The following is an 18780-nucleotide window of genomic DNA, read 5'->3' on the forward strand; positions in this document are numbered from 1 at the left end:
GTTCAGGAAGCCCGTCGGGCCGCAGTTCGGTTGTCGCGATCTTAGGCCCTGGACGTGCCGCGAAACGTCACCACGGCTGTCGACCGGAACTACGGCGATCGTGGCTGGATCAAGCTGCGCGAGTCACAGACCCCCCGTTACCTGTTTCGTGCCTCCGTAATGTGGGTGTGGCAGCTCGGAGCCCAGGCGAGGCCGGACGATCACGTGATGGAGGGCCCTTCACGTGATCGACACCGGCGACATGGACATGCTGTTCGGCCTGGGCGTGGGCAGGGGCTAACACCACGCCACCCCTATCACCGCGCCCGACAAGAAGGCGTTCGACCAGCGGCTGCCCAATACCGAGCCGAAGATCCGCGAACTGCTCGCGAAACTCCAGGCCAAGCAGGGAACGGTGCCGGCCGTGGCCGACCATCCGGCCTCGACCGGCGCCCTGCCACTGGCGGTCGCTCGGGAGACAGGCTGCCCGACCTGACGATGCGTCGGAGAAACGCCAGATCAGCGCCCCTTGTCAGCAGGCTCCAGAATCGCCACGCACTCCACATGGTGCGTCATCGGAAAGATGTCACGCGAAACGGCAGTCGACATAGTCGCAGGTCAGCACCGGTATACGGCTCCTCTGAGCGCCCCATCGGTCGCTTGGAGCGTCAAATGAGCGTCACGGACAGCCAGCGGGGTGCTCCTGGCGAGCCGCAGCAGCGAGATCTTCCAACAGCGCATCGGCTACCAGCTCCTCGACCACGACGATGTCGTGCTCCGCCATGGCTTCGGCCAACTCGGGATCCCACGGTGCTCCGGTGATGCGCCCCGGTCGAGGACCGTGCGCGTTGCGGACGATCGCGGATCTGTAGTCTGCCGCCGTCATGCGCCAGGGGTGCGCCCCTGTTTTCTCCATGACGTATGCGGCAATGCGGATGCCTTCGCCATCGAAGTCACCGTGGTAACGGAGAGCAGCGCCTTGGTCCGCGAGTAGGCGCAGGAGCTGGATAGCTGCGCTGTTGGGCCAGCCGGACGTGCAGACAAGCGGTGGGCAGTTGGAACCGAAGCGACGGAGGGCTAGAGCCAAGACGCTGGGGTTCTCCACGACGTGGACGATGGGTGGGGCAAGGGCGGCGGGCAGGGTCACCTCGCCCGGGTTCCTGACGTGGGCGAGGGTCAGGCTGGCGGCCTGGCCGGCCTCCGTGCACAGGCGGGCCACACGGGCGAGAAGGCCGTCGCCGCCGGGGCGCAGTCCTCCGGCGATGACGGTGGCGGACAGCTCGTCGTCGGCGACGCCAGCGCGGGACCACAGGGCGCGCCGTTCCGCTGCGGACTGCGGCGGAGCAATGTCGTACAGAGTCGCCAGGGCACGCAGGACGAGGGTGGAGACGGGTGCGCCGTCGTCGAGAGCGTGGGCGTGGCCGTTCAGGACTCGGGCGGCGAAGACGGGCAGGGGTTCGGCCTGGCCCGGTAGTTCGGCGAGCACCTTGAGCGTGTCGGTGAGGAGCGTACGGGTACGTTCCGCCGAGCCGCCGACCAATCCCGCGGCTCGACAGGACGCAGCCCAGTCGGCTAGCACCGGCTGCGCCCGTACCGTGTCGTGACCAGCCAGCCAGGCCCACAGACCGGCGCGTTCGTCCTCCTGGCGGCGGCGTTCACCGGCTCTGTCGCCGAGCGGGCCGATGAGTTCGGCGACGACTTCTCGTACTGTGCGGCCGGAGAGCTCGGTGACGGCCTCCTCCAGGCGGGCCAGGGCGACGGAGGGCCGGGGGTCCGGCAGGCGGTCCAGGCCGAGGAGGTCCGCGAGGGCTTCGCGCTGGGTCTCGTCCAGCAGTCCGAGACGTACGCGTGTGACGGGGCGGCCGGAGGAGAGACGGTCGTGGACCGTCTGCCAGACGGGATGGAGTTCGGGGCGGCGAAGGGTCGCGTCACCCGACGCGAGATGCTCCCGAGAGGTCGTCCCGCTGGACACGGGGTGATCTCGCAAGGTCATCCTTCCTCCATTCCGGTGCCGTTCCAGACGAAGCGCGCGCTGGTGACGGCGTCGTCTCCGTCGGTCAGGAGTTGGTGGACGGCGATGCCGGGCAGTTCCCTGTAGTTTCCCCACTCGTGGTCGGAGGTGATCATGAGGTCCAGGTCGAGTGCGGTGAGCAGGGCGAAGACCTGTCCGCGGTTGACGGTGTCGACGCCGACGAAGACCTCGTCGAGGAGGATCGGGCGGGGGGCCAGGGGCACGTCCTCGTAGTGGGCGGCGACGGCGGCGAACAGGGGCAGGTGCAGTGCGATGGCTTTCTCCCCGCCAGAGAGCGCGCCGTGCAGCCGCTTGGTCAGGGGCTGCCAGCCGCTCCCGTCCGCCCGGTCGAGGCGAACGGTGAAGGTGTGCCAGGCGGTGTAGTCGAGCACCTCGCCGAGGTGCTCCTCCCAGCTCGCGGCCGTGTCGCTGCCCTTGGCCTCCTCGATGCGGGCACGGAAAAAGGCGTGCAGGGCCTCCCGGTCGGACTCGGTGACCCGACCGGGATCCTTCAGGAGCAGCTGGCGGGCGGTGCGGGTGCTGTCGGGGAGGTCCGGGCGGACGTCCCAAACGAGCTGGACGGCGACGTTGGAGGCGGTACGGACCCGCTCCAGGTGCCCGTTCATGTGCGCGACGAGTTCGCCGGCCCGGCGGATGCGGGCGGCGAGGTGGCGGCGGATGTCACCGGTGAGGATCTGGTCGAAGAGGCGCCGTTCGGCGGTGCTGATGTCCTCACGGCTGCGGTCGCGCTCCTGGGTGAGCGCGGCGAGCAGACCGGTCGCCCCCACGCGGACGCCCTCCAGGCTGGCGGTGAAGAGCTGGATGTCGTCGTCGGGCTCCAGCTCCAGGTCGGCGCGGACGCCGAGGTGGCGGCGGGCCTCGTGGACGGCTTCGGAGAGGCGGGTGGCGGCGTCGCCGAGGTGGCGCGGGGCGTGCGGGACCTGGGGCCACCGTGCCGCCATGGCGCGCGCGGCCTCCAGAGTGGCCTTGGTGCCGTCCCCGGCGTCGAGTTCGGGTACGACGCCCGCGTCCTCGGCCAGACCCACCAGGCACAGGTGCCGGAACCGCCGCGCCGCGCCGTCGCGGGCCTCGGCTGCCTTCTCCTGCCGGTCGGCGTCCTGGCCACTGGTGGCCCTCAGCTCTCCGATGCGGCCTTCCAGGCCCAGGAGGAGCTCGGCTGCCTGGCGGGCTTCCTTGCCACAGCGGATCCGTTCGGCACGGGTCTCCGCAACGCGCGCGACGATCTGCCGGTAGTCCGCGCCGACCGTCTCTTCCACCGCCTTCAGGCGTGCCGTCATACCAGACGCCTTCGCTTCCGCAGCGGCCGCGTCGGCGGTCTGCTTCTCCGCGCGAAGGCGTGACCGGTCCGCCCGTGCGGCCGTCTCACCAGCCCTTTCAGCGGCCGCGATCGCGTCGATGCGGGCGTCCGTCCAGGCATCGGCGAGGTCGCGGAAGCTCTCCACGTCGCGGCCGAGTTCGCGCAGCCGGTCGCGGTCCGTGGGCAGTCCGTGTTCGGCGGCCCTGCGGCTCAGCGTGCGCAGCGCGCCGGCCACGTCACCCTCGCGTGTGGCCAGATGCTCGGTCGCGTCACGCACGGCGTCGTCCCGGGCGGCCACCTTCTCCTCGGCCCGGTCCCAGTCCCGTCGGCAGGCGTCGAGTTCCCGGTGGTCGGGCCGGGCGGTGCGGTCCTCCGCCAGCCGGGCGGCGCGGGCTCCGAGTTCCGGCAGCCGGTCGGCGAGGGTGGCCAGGGAGGCGTCCTTCTCGGCGATCAGCTCGGTCAGTTCGGCGATCTCACGCTGCTTGGCCCGCTGCCGGGCGAGGGCTCCGATGTGGGCGGGCTCCGGCTTGCTCCAGGAACCCGTGGCCGGCGCGAGGCGCCAGGCGCCGTCGGAGGAGACTGCCGCAGGGTGACCGCCGGGCAGGGTGGTGCCGTACGCGATGCCGGCGAGGATGCGGGTCACCGTGCCGGCCGGTACGGGAATGTCCTCCTCGGGCCTCAGCACGTCCAGCAGGCTGGAGCCGGGGGCGGTCGTGGCGAGGCCGACCTCGACACGGGTGTCGTGCCCAGGAAGGGTGAGCCCTTCGGATGCGCTCACCCATGCGTCCAGGAGGCCCGACGCCTCCAGTGCCGCTTCCACCCCGGCCTGTACGGGGAGCGGGACGTCCTCGTGGAAGGCGATCAGCCGCCACAGCGGCGCGCCCGCCGCAGCCGTGCGGACGGTGGTGCGGGTGGGTGGAGCGACGGGCTGGAGATCGGTCTCGCCGCTGAGCTTGCGCCTCCGCGCGTCGAGCAGGTCACGTTCCTGCTCCAACCCCTGTTGCGCCGTGCGGACTCCGGCCCGCTCCGTGGTGATCTCCTGGTCCAGCGGTCGTGCGACCGTTTCGACCAGCTCGCGCACGTCTGCCTCGACGGCCGCCCTGGCGGCCAGTTCATCGAGGTCGGGGATGCGCAGCTCCGTGCAGTCCCGGGCCCAGGCGAGCAGCCGCTCCGCCTGGGCTGCCAGGGCTTCGTCCCAGGCGGCGGCGGTCGTGTCGCGGTGGGTGATCGCGTCCGCGAGCCGGGTTCGGGCCTCGTCCAGCAGGCCCTCGGCGGTACCCCGGTCGCGTACCGCCCGGTCGTGGGCGTCGATCGCGTCGGTGATGTCGGCGACCTGCTGCCGTCGGGCGGTGACCGCGCCCCGGAGCAGTCGGCGGGCGGCGGTGCCAGGAGCATCGGACCGCCTGCTCCCCGGCCTGACCGGGGTGTTCGCCGACTCGTTGCCGAGGGGCTTCACCTCCCCTTCCGCGTCCAGCATCGTCTTCACCTCGTGGTGAATGGATTCCATGCCTGCGGCCCGGGCCGAGCGGTGTGCCTCGTCCGCAGTCGCGCGGGCGTGTTCGTCGCGCGAGCGGGCGTGTCCCGCGACCTCGTCGGCGTGCTTCCGGTCCTCCTCCGCCTCGGCCTCGGCGGACCGGGCGGCGGTATGCAGCTCCGCGGCGGCCGCGACCTGTTCCTCGGTGCCGCGGCGGAGCCGGTCGAGCTCCTCCCCCTTCTGGTAGGCGTCGCTCTCCCGAAGCCCTTCGATGATCTCGTCCAAGGCGTGCGCCCGCAGTTCCAGCTCCTCGCGCAGGGCCAGGGTGGAGGCGCGCTCCTCGCACGCCTTCTCGTACTCCTCGGCGCTGACGCGGGCGTTCCGGGTGAGGTCGTCCATCTCGGTGGTCGCAGAGATCAGCGCTGCCGCGCCGGCCCGCAGGACCCGACGGGCGTAGGCGCGCTGCCGGGAGGCGACGTTCTCGGCGGCCGTCACCTCGGCGTCGAGCCGGTCGAGGTGGTCCCGCTGTCGGTCCAGGCGCTCGAAGCCCTCGGCGAGCTCGGTGATCTCTCCTTCGCCGAGCGGGGGCAGGGCGCGGGACAGCAGGGTGGACAGGAGGGAGGGGTCGAGCCGTTCGGACAGCTTGGGCTGGCGGAGCTGGAGCAAGGCGGAGAGCAGGGACTCGTACCGCTGCTCGCCCATGCCCGCGAAGAGTTCGCGCCGCACAGTGGCGCGGTAGTCGGTGGCTGCCGGATGTACCTCGCCGCGGTCGCGCAGGGCTTCGTTGAGGGCCGCCTTGGTCAGGGGCTGTCCGGTGTCGTTGACGAGGTGAACCCCGTCGGGGTGGGCAATCCGGGCGGTGGTGGTGAAGTAGTCGGCGTGCGCCGTGGTGGTGTGCACGCTCGCGTGCAGGCGGGCTCCGCAGCCGAACCAGTGCTCGGTGCCGTCGTCTCCGACGCGGCGGAACTCCATCCACACATACCCAACACGGGTCTTTCCGGACGCTCCCTGGCCGAGCAGGTTCCAGTGCATCGTGCGCTCCGAACCGCCGAACGTGGAGAGACGGTTGGGGCGGAGGCTGGCGTCGAAGAGGAAGGGGAGCAGCAGTTCCAGGGCCTTGGACTTGCCGGTGCCGTTCTGACCGCGCAGCAGCAGGCGACCCTGGTGGAAGGTGAAGGTCTCGTCGTAGTAGCGCCAGACGTTGAGGATGCCCGCGCGATGGGGCTGCCAGCGTCCGCAGCCGGTGTCCGCCTCGTGAACGGGTGACGGTTCGATGGTCTCCTCGGGCCGTCGCTGGAGGGGGAGTTCCGTCACGCTCACTGCTTGTCTCCTTCTCCGACGCTGCCGGCGGTGGTCACGGCTGGCGGATCGTCCTTCGGGGCTGGGCCGGTGGTCTCCGTCAGGCGGTAGCGGTACGCGGCCGGTCGCGCGACGACACGGTCTCGGGCCCTGCCTGCCAGGCCGACGTCGAGCAGGATCCGTACGGCGTCGTCGGCAAGGCGAGCCGGGCCTTCCTCCGACTGGTACGCCTTGGCCCAGCCCGGGAAGCGGCGCAGCAGCTCCGCTCCGGCTTCGGCCAGCTGCTCGGGCAGCAGGCCCGCGGGCGTGGCGCAGAGCGGTGCGAGGAGGAGCAGCGCGGCGACTCGGGCTGTGGAGCTGTCGTCGGGGAAGCGGACGTCGGTGGCGATGGCGTCCGGGTCGACGAGTAGATAGCCCTCCGCCCGTTCCTCCAGGAGGAAACCGGCCTGTTCGACAGAGCGGCGCAGGATCTGGCGGCCGGTCAAGGAAGTGACATAAGCGAGCTCGTCGTCGGCGAGGTCGGTCCGGTAGAGCACGGGATCGTCGAAGAGGCGGCGCAGCACCGAATGGCGCAGCCGCAGGTTGCGCTGGGCGTCCGTGGTCGCGGCGGTCTCGGCGTGCGTATCGTCGGCAGAAGCGCCTCCGTAGCGGCGCTCCCTGACCAGGTCGGCGAGGAGTTCCTCGAACCGCGCGGGCACCTCCTCCGGAGGCACGGCGAGCCGGGAGGCGCCGACCGGTGCGGCGGGCAGCCGCATGAGCAGCGTGTTGTCCACGCGGTAGAGGACCTTCGCCTCCGCGGAGTCGACGTACGTCTCGGTCGTGCCGTCCACCACACGCAGTACGTCGTACGACTCCAGCAGCTTCAGGACGTCGACGAACGCCATGCGCTCCGGCCGGTGGACCGGGTCGAACCCCGCCAGCGCGCGGTCGGCCGCCATGGCCTGGACGACGCGGTCGGCGAGCATGCCGATGGTCGTCATCGGCATCGACAGCAGCTCCGCGGCGGTCACGCACAGCAGGACGTACCGTCGGCGGTCGAACGGGGCCCGGCCGGAACGCGCCCGGCGAGCGGGGCGGGAGCCGTCGGGGTTGACGCGGACCTTGGCGAGGCGGGCGTAGCCCCGGCGGGGCTCCACGACCAGATTCCAGCCGCAGGTGTAGTCGAACCAACGAGCCAGCGGGTCACGGCGGCGGCGCACCAGATCGAAACCGGTCGGGTCGGCTGCCTCGGTGAGCAGCGGGCGGGCCAGAAGGAGGCGGATGGCACGGGCGACCTCCTCCCGTTCGGCGGAGGCCAGTTGGTTGGCGAGGGTGCTCATCCTGCGGCCTCCTGTCCCGTGGCGGCGCGGACTGCCGGGAAGGAGATCGCCCCGCCCACGGCCGTGACGTGGATGACGTAGTCCGGTCCTGCCATCGTCCCCTGCACGGTACGCAGTACGGCGGTGCGCCGGTCGGGGGGCGGCGACAGCGCCACCTCCACCCGGCCGTCGCCGGTCGTGGCCCGTCGCCGGCCACCCGCGTCCGGCCGGGCGGCCAGCGCCCGGCCCAGCAGATCGAGGAGACGGTCGAAGGCCGCGGGGTCGAGGGTGCTGAAAGAGGAGAGCCGTACCGGGCCGTCCGTCTCCAGCGCCTGCCAGGCGCGTGCCAGCTCCGCTCGCTCCGCCCGGGCCCGCTCGGCGCGTTCCGCCCTGACCGCCGCAACGTCCCGCACCGTGGCCGTACGAGTGAAGCGTTCGGTCCGTCCGCTGGTCCTCAGCAGGGCCGACACCTGTACCGGCGGCGCCTCGGACCAGGAGTGGGACGAGGGGATCAGCTCCGGGTCCGGGTGGGCGAGGTGGGCATGGCGGGCCGGGCCGAGGCCGAAGGCGGCCGACCACAGCCGGTGCAGGTCCTCCTCGTCGGGAGCCGCAGCGAACCAGCGCGCGAGCTCGCGGAAGTCCTGTACGGCGCTGGAGGGGCGGCGCCGGGACTCGTTGATCCGCTCCAGCACCTGCAGGAGGGAGACGATGGCGCGCCGGGCGATGTCGTGCAGCTGCTCGATCCGGGGTCGCGCCCCGTCGCCCGGCAGGAACCAGGCCCTCAGCCCCGCCCAGCGCGCCCGCCGGCTCTCCAGCCAGCCGGCTGCCGGGTCCTCTCCCGGGGTCGGAGGCAGCTCGGCACCGCGCAGGGCCCGCTCACGCAGCACCGCGATGCCCCGCTCCTCCACGCGGGCCACGGCGGCGGCCACCGTCTCGCCGCGCCGGTCGAGATTGACCAGGAACTCCTGGAGATACGCGACGGTGGCGGCCTTCACCTCACGGAACACGTCCAGATCCACTCCTTCGGTGCGAAGGAGCCTCTGCAACTGGCCGTTGAAGGCCTTGGTGTTCTCCACCAGGCCCTCCAGATGACCCTCCAGCTCCCGCAGGGTGCTGAAGATCCGTCGGTCGGCCGCGGCAGGCTCGCCGGACAGCACGGTCAGCTCGTCGAGCCGGTCGGCGATCGCCTCCAGCACCGCGGTCTGCAGCGCCCCTGTGGAGGCCAGCACCTCCAGGGCGTGTCGCACCCCGGCGAGCGCGGCCTCGCCCCGACGGGTCAGCGAGTAGTGCAGGTTGCGCCGCTCGTACTCCTCGGCCGTGCGGTAGTTCTGGGCGTGGTTGTGAACCACGTCGAGGAGTTCCCACTTCACCAGCCGTTTCAGCGTCTCGTGCAGTTCCTCGTCCTCGAGGTCCGAGACCCAGCCGACCGCACGCAGCCGCTCCCGTACGCCGTCGAGCCCGAGCGCGGTCTCCAGGTGCTCGCCGGCCACCCCGAAAGCCTCGAGCACGGCCCCGTTCAAGTCGGCCGTCTCCCCCGTGGTGAACCGGAACATCTCCGGCGGAACCCTGCGCATGCTGGTACGTCCCCTCCGCCGCCACCCCTGCGGCACTTCGATCTCCACGGTAGGGGGCGGCCCCGGGTCCCGGCCTCGGTTTGCTGTCATCGTTGTGATAGCTGTCATGACGAGGCCTGCTCCGTGCTTTCGAACGGGTAGGCAAGGCTCTGCGCACTTCGGATGCCGGAGACCAGCACGTTGCCACTTGTCCGGTAGGGCAGGTGCTTCAGTGGCTCCAGGATGATCCGCACGGTGCCCGGCACCGTTCCGGCGAGGAGATCCCTCTCCCTGGTGAGCAGGCGTACTCCGGAATCTCCGAGGTCCTCAGCGTTCTGCACGATCTCAGAGAGGCCTTGGAGCGGATCGCTGGACAGATTGACGTCGCAGTCCCGGGTCCGGTCGAAGGCGTGACGGATCATCCTGGGCAGGCCCTCGAACAGCCCGCCCAGATGTGCGACGGCCACTGCCGTCGCCGCGCCTCCCTTCGATTCCGGTACGTCGACCGCGTCCCGCATCTCCTCCTGAGCGAGGAGCAGTTCGGCGGACTGAACGGCCTGTTCCACCGCCTCCGTACTACACGTCGCCATGTGCCTGGTCCTCACTGTCCTCGTCCGTGTCGAAGTCAAAGGTGAGCTGCCCGGACCCGTCTCCGGGGACGGGCACCGCGACCGGCCCCGCCGTCGGATCCACCGCCTCCTCCTCGTCGTGCGGCAGCGCGTACTCGTCCGCGAGCCGTGCGAGGTGGAGAGCGAGCGGCAGGCCGAGCACGTCCCGGTAATCGTCCTTGCAGATGCGCTGTTGGTGGACGAACGCGGCCCATGCCTCGGGGTCGTCGCCGGGCTGAAGGCAGGCCAGGGTGAGCTCCAGTAGCTCGGGGTTCCACGCGTTCACCGTCGGCCGGTGGGCGCTCCGGCCGGCGGGGTTGACGTGAGGAGTCAGCTTCGCGTCGTCGTTCGTCAACTTCGTCTGCGTGCTCGCCTTGTCCGCCGTGCTGTAGAAGACGCGGCCGGGGGCTCCGGGCTCGTCGGGCACCCACAGTCCCATGCCGAAGCCGCCCCGCTGTTGCCCGGCCAGCTCTTCCTCGCGCTCCTCCCGTTCCGCCCACCACTGGGGCGTCTCGTCACGGCCGCTGTCAGCGACCCTGACGACCCGGAGGTGCTTGCCGTAGAGACCGATTCGCTGCGCGGGGCCCCCGTCGAGGCCGATCCGATCCACCTCGAGCCCGCCGTTGGTGAGCCACGGCCAGCGCTTGCGCACGTCTTGTGCGTGGGACAGGACCAGGGTCGGCGTGCCGCGCAGACTCGCCAGGGTCCTCCTGATGAAGGCAGCCGTGACTGCCGACTGCTGCGCCGAGGTCCTCAGGTCATTCCCCCGCACTCGTCCGGTCAGGATCCGGAGCAGGTCCGGGTAGGGCATCCACTCGGAGGTGTCCGCGGTCCGTCCGAGGACACATGGTGCGTCCGGCCGGAGCAGCACGGCGATCGGGGTGAACTGTGCCCTGCCCGTGGGACCGTCGACCCGGCGCTCGACCAGATGGAAGGCCACCTGGTTCAGACCGGAAGGGATGCGATCGCCGAGAGTGTGCTGGGGCACCAGGCGCATCCCGGTCTGACGAAGGCCGTCCGCCCAGGCCGCTTCGGCCCGCAGGGCAGCGTCCTTCTCGGCGTCAGCCGTGTCCATTGCGGTGTCCAGTGGGCGGATGAACTGGGTGACCAAGCCTGCGTCCGCGCACCCGAGCCGGATCGCGTACTTGGGGTCGGTACGCCTCGCGGGACCTTGGAACGCTTCGCTTCCTTCCAGCTCGACAAGGGCGATCCGAGCCCCGGGCACCTGCTCCCTCAGGCGGGTCATCGCCTCGGCGACCCGTCCGCGCCGCTCACGGATGGCCTGGTCGTGTTCCTGTCCCGCGCGCGGCGGCCGGTCCTCCGCTCCGAGCGGGGATCCCAGCTCGCCCAGGGGGTGGGCGTGGAGCCGCACGGTGAGCTCCTCGGCCTCCCACACCCATGTCTCCGGTCCTCGTTCACGCCGAAACTCTGTGAGACCGAGCGCGCTCTCGGCTGTGGCGACGAGCCTGTCCCGCTGGTCGTCGGTCTGGTGAACCAGAAAGCCGACGAGATCGGTGCCGTCCAGCGTCGCGGCGAGCGCCGCACGCCGCACCCGCGCGTTGTCCGCCGCGGTCCGTTCCGTCCGTTCCAGGAGGGCGGCGAGCTCTTCGGCGGTGGCGTTCTTTGGCATGGAGGGCCGCTTCGTGAGCTGTCTGACAGGCGGGCGACCGTACCGGCTGCGCTGGACCTTCGGGGCGGGGACGAACTCGGGGGCCAGCGCTTGCTCGGCCCACTCGATGAGACGGCGGCGTTCGCTGGGCATCAGTCCGGTCCCGATGGGGTGTCTGCCCATGGCGGTCTGGTGGCCGACCGCCAGCCTGATGCCGTCCTTCCCGTCCCCGATCCAGTGGTCGGCCTCCTTGACCAGTCGATCCGCCGACGGGAGCCCGTCGAGCGCGGCGACGGCGGCGAGCATGCCACTGGGGCCGCCCTGCCTCCAATCCGTGGTTCCGTTGCGCCACTGCAGCATGGCAACCGAGAGTCGCCGGGACACCGGTGCGTCCGGCACGAGCGAGATCTCTGGCAGTAGGTAGACCGAGACCCCCTTGCGGAAGGGCATCCAGACCTTTCCGGTGACGAACCGGCGGATTCCCGCGCTGAGGTGAATCCGAGGAACCGGCGAGAACGGGACGGTGCGCACGCCGACGCGAAGGGTGGCCGCGTAGTACGACGGCTTGCGCTCGCCGCCCCTACCCGCGGGTCGGTATTCGATCGGCGGCCACGACATCAGTTCCGCGCTGCTGCTTCCGGCGTCGTACCCGCCGCCGGCGCCGGCGACCTGGTGGAAGGTGAGTTGCCGGCCTCCGTGCTCGTAGGCACCCTGACGTGCGATGCGTGCGGCCAGTTCGTCGGGGAGCAGTCGGTACACCAGACGGGTGGGCTTGGCGGTGCCACCGGGAGAAGGCTGTTGTTCGAGCAGGTCGATGGTGTCTGCGCGCCAGGTCAGGCTTCCGGTGTCCAGCTCGCGGAAGCACTCCGCGAGCAGACGCCGTGCGTCCGGATCATTGGGATGGCGGGGGAGGTTTCTGAGCCAGGTGGCGGCGTAGAGGTTGGTCACCGGGGTGGGAAACGGCTCGGTGCAGTAGAGCCAGGGGGAGTCCGTTCCGAAGGTGGCGTTGGACGCCACGGTGACGACGTCCGGGGCGGTGGTGCGGATCAGCTGGTTGATCTCCCGGGTAGGGATGCGGCGTGGGCCGTGCCATCGGCCTTCCGGCCGGCCATGGTCACGCAGCTGGCCGAGCGGCTCCTCCCAGTGAGCGGGCAGCGAGAGGGTGTGTCGTAGGACGGGGAAAGGCCCCTGTGTCGGGTCAGGCATGTACGAGGCGGTCCGTACGTGCTGGTACGCCATCTTGTGAGTCTCCTGATCGGAGGAAGGTGCGTAAACAGGTTCGGGGTGCGGATGGGCAGCCGCGGTCTCAGCCCATGTCGACGAGGGCGCGGTAGAGCGGCTCGTACAGCTCGCGGACGAGCGACTTGTCGATCGGAGAGGGTTCCGGCGGAGCTTCGGCACCTTGAGCGACGATGCCGGGCTCGTCGAAGTAGGGGGCCAGCACGGCGCGCATGCTCGCCAGCAGGCTGGTGTCCGGGGTGTCGACAGCCTCGAATCCCGCCTCGCGGGGTGAGAAGGCGGCGTCCACGAAGGCCACCCTGGCAGGCACACCGCCACGTACGAGGCGGCCGATCACCTGCCACATCACGACCAGCTGGTCCCAGGTGAAGGCGACCTTCTCGTCGTCCCGGAGACTGGACCAGGCCATTCGGCGGGTGAGGTACCGGTTCCACTGGCGGCGGGCGCGACTACGGAACCCGATGGCGGCCTGGTGCGGCGTGGCAGCCGCGAGCGTCGCCTGTGTGAAGACCCTTCCGGTGTCCCGGAGCTGGCGTACCGCCCAATCGTTGATCGACTGGATGGCGAGGGCGATGTCGTCGGGCCGCGGGTGGGGCCGGGCGAGGAAGTAGACGCTGCCGATCGCGGCCTTGCCCGTGCTCAGCACGATGTTGTGCCCTCGTTCCACCGCGAGCAGCGGCGCGATCAGGAGTTCGCCGCCGATCTTCGCGAAGGAGTGCACGTCACCTCGGGTGAGGGTGCGCACCGCGGGGTCCTCCGGCAGCCGGGCCCAGGCGGTGTCGGCGTCCGCGTCGTCCGAGACGAGCTGGACGACACGGCCGTTCCACTCGGGGATCCCGTTGAGGTACTCGGCCGCGCGCCGCGCCTCGTCGTAGCTGCCGACGAGGAGCAGGATGCGGCGTCGATCCTGGTCGGGGATCTCGTCCAGCTCGGTGTCGAGCATGCTGGACGCGCCGGGCAGGCTGCGGTCAGGAACCGCGAGCTGCCGGAGCATCTCGACGAGCGCCTGGGGCCGCTCCTTCGGGGGGCAGCCCGACAGCCGCAGGGGCCGCGGCCCTTCGCTGCCCGGCCAGTGGAGGAACTCCTTGCGGAACTCGGTGCCGAGGACGGCCTCGACCTCCTCGTCCCGCGGGCGAAGCACGGCTCCCACATCGGCGTGCAGGTGGTACCGGCTGGAAGTGCCGGCCCAGCTGGTCGCGGACATGAGCAGAACGTGGGGGGCGGGTCGACTGTCCACCCGACACAGGTCGCCCATTCGCATGAGGAGTTCGCGCCCCACACCGTTACAGTGGAAGAAGCGCAGCTCACCGCTGCGGTCACCGTCGCGCTCGGAGTCCGTGAGGCGAAACTGGAAGCCGAGGACGTTGCCCATCGGTGATTCGGGGATGACCGCCTCGTAGTCCTTCGGAGGTCTGCGGGAGAGGACGTTCGACGCGTTCTCCAGGTGGAGTGCGGCCTCGACGCGCGGCCACAGGATGGTCATGAAGTCGAGTCGGCTGTGGAGCGCGGCGAGGAGCAGGGTGAACTCGAAGCGTCGGGCCTGTACGTCGATCCGGTCGAGGACTCCGGAGTCGTGGCCCACGACAGCAGTGAGGGTGGAGCGGAGCCGTTCCCGGGTGCGGGCGCCCTGGGGGGCGTGGAGCAGTTCGAGGGCCAGGTGGACGAAGGTGTTGACCAGGGGGGTCACCTGGTCGCCGTCACCAGTGCTCTCGTGCTCGTGCAGGGGGTCGTCCCGGAACCGCAGCAACGCCTCGTCCAGCAGCCGTGCCGCGGGCGGTGGTTGGTCGCCCGCGTCCCGTCCGGGGAACCAGCTGTCGATCAGCAGGTTGTGCAGGGTGAACGCGCTGAAGTAGTCGACGCTGATCCACTGCCGCAGCTCCCCGTCCTTGACCAGGAGCGAATAGAGACGGTCGGTGGCGGCGCTCACGGTGTTGACGGCGTTCGTCCAGTCGTCGACGTCGCGTTCGGACAGCTGGAGCCGCCCGTCTCGGGCCATCTGCTGGAACTTGTGGACGGCGACCTCGTCGAACCATGAGTTCGGGTAGGTGCCGACGAGGGTGCTGGCCGGGGCGAACACGGTGTCGAGCTGCATCTGCACGCGGTCCGCCTCGTCGACGATGATCAGGTCGCTGAGTCGGCAGGCGAGTTCCAGGTAACGGATCTGCTCGTCGTGCTGGTGCTGGGGCACGGAGCTGTGCACCAGCCCGGCGGGGGTCGCAACCCAGACGCGGGCATCGACGAGGTCCCGGGCGCCGCGATGTCTCGGACAGCGGTTCCACAGCGGGCACAGCTTCCGCTGGGGCTTGGGGCGCGACCTTCGGCCGGCCGGGTCCTCCGCTTCGACCAGTGGATCGTCCGGGGTCTCTTCCTGGTCCACAGCGGGGTACAGCCCGAGGCACGGGGCTTCCCTGATGCCGAGGGGCCTGCGTGCCTCCATGCCGCGCAGCACGTCCACGGGGCAGGCACTGCTCAGGTATGCGAAGCCGGGGTGGTCGTGTCCCAGCATGGTGTCGGCGCCCGCCACCGCGGTGCGGCGGTGCAGGCGTCCGATGTTCCGCTCTCGCGTGGAGTGGCCGAGGATGGGTGCCGCCGCTACCCCGAGCCGCTTGAACAGCTCCACGACGGCCAGGGTTTCGGCGACGTCGCCGACGACCAGGGTGACACGGCGCGACGTCCGAGTGACCAGGTGGTAGGTGAGGATGTCGCGGAGGGTCGACTTGCCCGCACCGACCATGCCGACCAGGTGGAGCAGCTGGTCGATCCTGAGGCGCTCGCCCCGCGTGAACCGACCGAGGGCCTCGTCCCGGACGAGTAACCGGACACGGCTCAGTCGACCGCGCCATCCGCTTCGGGAGCCACCGATGACCTCCTCCTTCGCGTCCATGGCTGCGGCCGCCGACTCGAGTTCTTCCCAGGTCACGTCCACGGGTTCCCCGCGCCCGGCGGGTGCCGCGTCGAGGGCGTGCGACCTGGGGAGGGCGCCGAGCAGCAGGTCGTCGGTGATCTCGACCGAGTGGAGCCGGTCCTGGGCCCGGAAGGTGTGCTCGCCCGACCCAGCGAGCGGAACACGGCGGGTCGCGAACTCGGGTCCTGTGGTGAGCAGCTCTTCGAGCACCTCGAAACGACGCGCTGCCCGGGCGGGTACGCGTCGACGCGGGACCGCGTCGACGCTTTCGAGGTCGTATCCGCGCAGCTGCTGCGGCACGCGTAGGTACGACTCCAGCGCCTCAGACCAAGCGTGTCCGCGTCTGAGGACCCACAGGTGGTGGCGGGCGCGCAGGATGCGCAGCCGCTGTTCGTCGGAGCGGACGTCCCCGAGCGCTTCGCTGTGGGGGTATCCGCCGAGGAGGGGCCACACGTCGAGTGCGGCGCGCGTGGGCGCCACGCTCTGCAGCAGATAGAGGCCCAGTTCGACGTCGAGGAGATCGGCGACCCGGAACGCACCGAGGTCATCCGGCCATACATCGGTGAGCTGGCGGGAGCAACGACGGTGCCAGCTGCTGCGATCACGCATGGTGGTCTCCTTGGCGGCGAGAGGATCCGGCGGCTTCCGTCCGGTCGGCGATCTGCTCGGCCACGAGACGCAGGAAGCTCCGGTCGTCGAGCAGGGTGATGTTCCCTGCCAGATCTTCGGGAAGATTTCGGCGGAACTGTCGTCCGTACGCCTCGTTCTCGCGGAATCGATAGCGGGGCACGACCAGAAAGGCTCGGTCGAAGGGCGGGTCGGCCCGGAAGCGGGTGAGTGTGCGTGCGAGCAAAACCGGGTTCACCCGGTCCTTGACGTCCACGGCCCAGTACCGGCCTCCCGGCAGCGGGACGCGCAAGTCGTACGCGTCGAACTGGGGCCACATCTCAGCGTCGATGCCGAAGCGTCTCTTGAGGGTTGACCCGATGTCGTTCTCTGCCAGGCCCGGACTGGTGACGAACATCCGCAGGGGGCGGCTGAGCTGGTGGAGCCCGCTGCGGTCGGGACGTACCGGAACGGGGACAGCCGCGGTGGCGTCACGGCGGCAGCGGTCCAGCTCGCAGCGGTGACCTCCGCCGGGCAGTGGCACCATCAGGCAGCGGCAGCGTCCGCACTGCTGGTACCCGCCGTCGCGTCGATAGGTCGCAGGGACGGGTTCGTAGCACTGTCTGATGACGTGGTGGAGCAGGAGTCCGCACTCCGGGTCCCCGCCGAGCAGGGCGAGCTCCGCGCCGGTGAGTACGGGCCGGGTGGTCAGCAGGGACCGGAAGGCGGTGTACGCCGCAGGATCGCCTGCTGCCCGGCATACGGTGAGTGCCTCCAGCATGCGCTGGTTCTCGAAGATCTCCGCGGCGGGGTCCGCCGCAGCCACCTCCCACTCGAGGCAGAGCTGGTGCGGCAGTCTCGTCTGGGGATCCACGAGCGTGCCGGCGGCCCCACGGGCTTCGGGAGGCAAGTCCAGCGGCCAGCCCGTCAGCGGTCGTTCACAGGCCCAGCGCACCATCTCGGGAATGCTGCCCGGCGGTTCGACTCCGTGTCGCAGGCAGTGCAGGACGAGTCGGTTGTAGGCGTTCTGGACCTGGGCCGGATAGATCGGGTGAGGCACGCCGCGCTGCCGGGACAGACGGACCAGCGCACTGGCGATCTCCCGGAGCAGGGGTTCGTCCGAGCCCGCGGACGGTCGGGAGACCAGGCCGGATCGGGCTGCCCCGGAGTTCGGTGGGGCCTGGGTGATCATGCCTTCTCCTCCGCGTCGGCAGGGGCTTGGGCGCTCGGGCACCACCGCGAGACCGGGCATTGATGACAGTGCCCGCCCGGCCGTGCCTCCCACGCACGGTCCTCGCGCCAGGGGCCGGCGTACCGTCGGAGCACCGCTCGCGCCTTGGCCAGGCGCTCCGCGTCCATCGGGTCGATGACGTGGGGGTCGGATCCATCGGGACGGAGGACCTCCAGTTCCACCCTCGATCCGGAGGGGTCACCGCCCAGCTCCCCCTGGGCAAGCAGGACGACGGCCAGGGCGAGCTGCGGATACGCGTCCAACGGATCCTTGCCGATGCGGGCAGGAGTGCGGGTGGTCTTGAGCTCCCGCCATACCCAGGAACCGTCCTCCCTGTAGAGCAGGTCGGGTTTGGCCACGACCAGCGCCTGGGCCGCCGTGTCGTGAAACACCCGGGTCGGTTCGCATTCGACCCGCTCGATGGCCTCGGGGAGCTGGAAGGGGCACGAGTCCACATGCTGCAGGAGCATGGCGCGGCCCGTCTCCGCCTCCTCGTCCGGGACCCTCCACCGGCCGGCGGTCCAGTTCTCCCCCGGCGGGGGCATGTCGCCGCGCGTGCAGGGAATGGGTCCGGTGCGGCGGTGGAGCGCCTCGACCCAACCGTGCACGGCCTGGCCGAGCTTGGCCGCGTCGCTGTACTCGCCTGTTTTCGGCAGGTGCAGGGAGCGCAGCAGGGACTGCGCAGGGCAGGCGGCGTGGTACCTGAGGTCGCTGATGGACACCTTCCGCAGCGGTAACCGGCGGGAGGGCAGTGCCAGTACCCCCGGAGACCGGGGCACCGCCTCACACCCGGTGAACTGCTTGCAGTCGAAGCAGGCCGCCCCGGGGCGCTCCGGACCGCCCCTGACCACATTCCTCACGTGGGGGCCGCCGTGCGCCTCGTAGTACGCCTTGGCCTCCTCCGCAGTTCCGTCGAACTGAACGGTCCGCGATCCGTCGCCCAGGCCGATCTCGATAATCCTGACCCTCGCGACGGGCCCGGGAGAGCCGTGGATCACGAACTCCTGGTTCCAGCGGCGCGGCCACGCCGCGTCGGCTCCGAACGCCGCGGTGTACGCGGCGACCGCGATCTCACCCCGGCTCGACGCACGGGCGTCCCCGTGTCTCAGCCGCCGGTACTCGCGCACCGTGCCGTCGGCCGACTGGTAGCGGCGCCACCATGCGTAGAGCTCCCAGCGCCGACCATTGTCCTTGCGCACCGCCCAGTACGGCTGGACGGGCACGAAGGCGTCCGGCCCCTGGCTCGTGTACTGCCGCACCGCGTGCTCCACGTAGGTCCGGTGCCCCTCGTGCAGAGCAGGCCGGTGGCCGGACAGGGCTCCGAGCGCCTCGTCCACCGTGGCGCCGCCGAACTCGATCCGGTCCAGTGCCGCGCACACGGGACCGAGCGTGAAGGTCTCGTGCTCTTCCCGGGGAAGCTGCGACGGCACCCGCGCCCGAAGTCCTGGCCGGGCCTTCGCCGCGTCGCGGGCCAGGCAGACGTGCGGCTCGTCCGCTCCCCCTCCTGTGCCCGGCCCGATCCGGACCGGCCCCTCGTCCCCCGTCATCCACTGCGGCACACGCCACGGCACGTCGCACGTCATGTCGTTCCCCCTCCCGGCCGAAGCACGGAGTTAGGCCGGCCGTCGTGAACCCCGAGGCCGTGCCGCC

At 70.8% G+C, this 18780-nt stretch carries 9 protein-coding genes and 1 pseudogene; 1 reads left to right on the forward strand and 9 read right to left on the reverse strand.

The window, feature by feature from the left end; all coding sequences use genetic code 11:
• Positions 1 to 292: 292 nt before the first annotated feature.
• Positions 293 to 475 (forward strand): annotated as a pseudogene (locus AB0C99_RS12600) (IS110 family transposase); the annotation flags it as partial.
• 183 nt (positions 476 to 658) lie between these two features.
• On the opposite strand, the gene AB0C99_RS12605 reads toward AB0C99_RS12600, so the two are convergent.
• From AB0C99_RS12605 to AB0C99_RS12645, 9 genes are all read right to left on the reverse strand, one after another.
• Positions 659 to 1972 carry a TIGR02679 family protein gene (locus AB0C99_RS12605; RefSeq protein ID WP_362473490.1) on the reverse strand — a complete coding sequence of 438 codons (1314 nt, stop codon included), beginning with the start codon at positions 1970 to 1972 and terminating at the stop codon, positions 659 to 661.
• A complete protein-coding gene (locus AB0C99_RS12610; protein ID WP_362473493.1) occupies positions 1969 to 6102 on the reverse strand; it encodes a TIGR02680 family protein in 4134 nt (1377 codons plus the stop codon). Before AB0C99_RS12610 ends, AB0C99_RS12605 begins: the two co-directional genes overlap by 4 nt.
• Positions 6099 to 7400, reverse strand: coding sequence for a TIGR02678 family protein (locus tag AB0C99_RS12615; protein ID WP_362473495.1), 1302 nt, complete (start codon positions 7398 to 7400; stop codon positions 6099 to 6101). Before AB0C99_RS12615 ends, AB0C99_RS12610 begins: the two co-directional genes overlap by 4 nt.
• Positions 7397 to 8953, reverse strand: a complete 1557-nt coding sequence (locus tag AB0C99_RS12620) for a TIGR02677 family protein (protein WP_362473498.1) — start codon at positions 8951 to 8953, stop codon at positions 7397 to 7399. Before AB0C99_RS12620 ends, AB0C99_RS12615 begins: the two co-directional genes overlap by 4 nt.
• A gap of 104 nt (positions 8954 to 9057) precedes the next feature.
• A complete protein-coding gene (locus tag AB0C99_RS12625; protein WP_362473501.1) occupies positions 9058 to 9498 on the reverse strand; it encodes a hypothetical protein in 441 nt (146 codons plus the stop codon).
• A 10-nt stretch (positions 9499 to 9508) separates the two neighbouring features.
• Positions 9509 to 12388 (reverse strand): DUF3962 domain-containing protein, encoded by a 2880-nt coding sequence (locus AB0C99_RS12630; RefSeq protein ID WP_362473504.1) that lies wholly within the window; start codon positions 12386 to 12388, stop codon positions 9509 to 9511.
• Between the two features lie 67 nt (positions 12389 to 12455).
• Positions 12456 to 15902, reverse strand: a complete 3447-nt coding sequence (locus AB0C99_RS12635; protein WP_362473507.1) for a signal recognition particle — start codon at positions 15900 to 15902, stop codon at positions 12456 to 12458.
• Positions 15895 to 17091 carry a hypothetical protein gene (locus tag AB0C99_RS12640; RefSeq protein ID WP_362473510.1) on the reverse strand — a complete coding sequence of 399 codons (1197 nt, stop codon included), beginning with the start codon at positions 17089 to 17091 and terminating at the stop codon, positions 15895 to 15897. The genes AB0C99_RS12635 and AB0C99_RS12640 overlap by 8 nt, the downstream gene beginning before the upstream one ends.
• On the reverse strand, positions 17088 to 18713 hold the full coding sequence (locus AB0C99_RS12645; RefSeq protein ID WP_121827672.1) for a PD-(D/E)XK nuclease family protein: 1626 nt from the start codon (positions 18711 to 18713) through the stop codon (positions 17088 to 17090). The genes AB0C99_RS12640 and AB0C99_RS12645 overlap by 4 nt, the downstream gene beginning before the upstream one ends.
• Positions 18714 to 18780: the final 67 nt, after the last annotated feature.

The sequence above is a fragment of the Streptomyces sp. NPDC048659 genome, from assembly GCF_040650575.1.
In the GTDB taxonomy this organism is placed as follows: domain Bacteria; phylum Actinomycetota; class Actinomycetes; order Streptomycetales; family Streptomycetaceae; genus Streptomyces.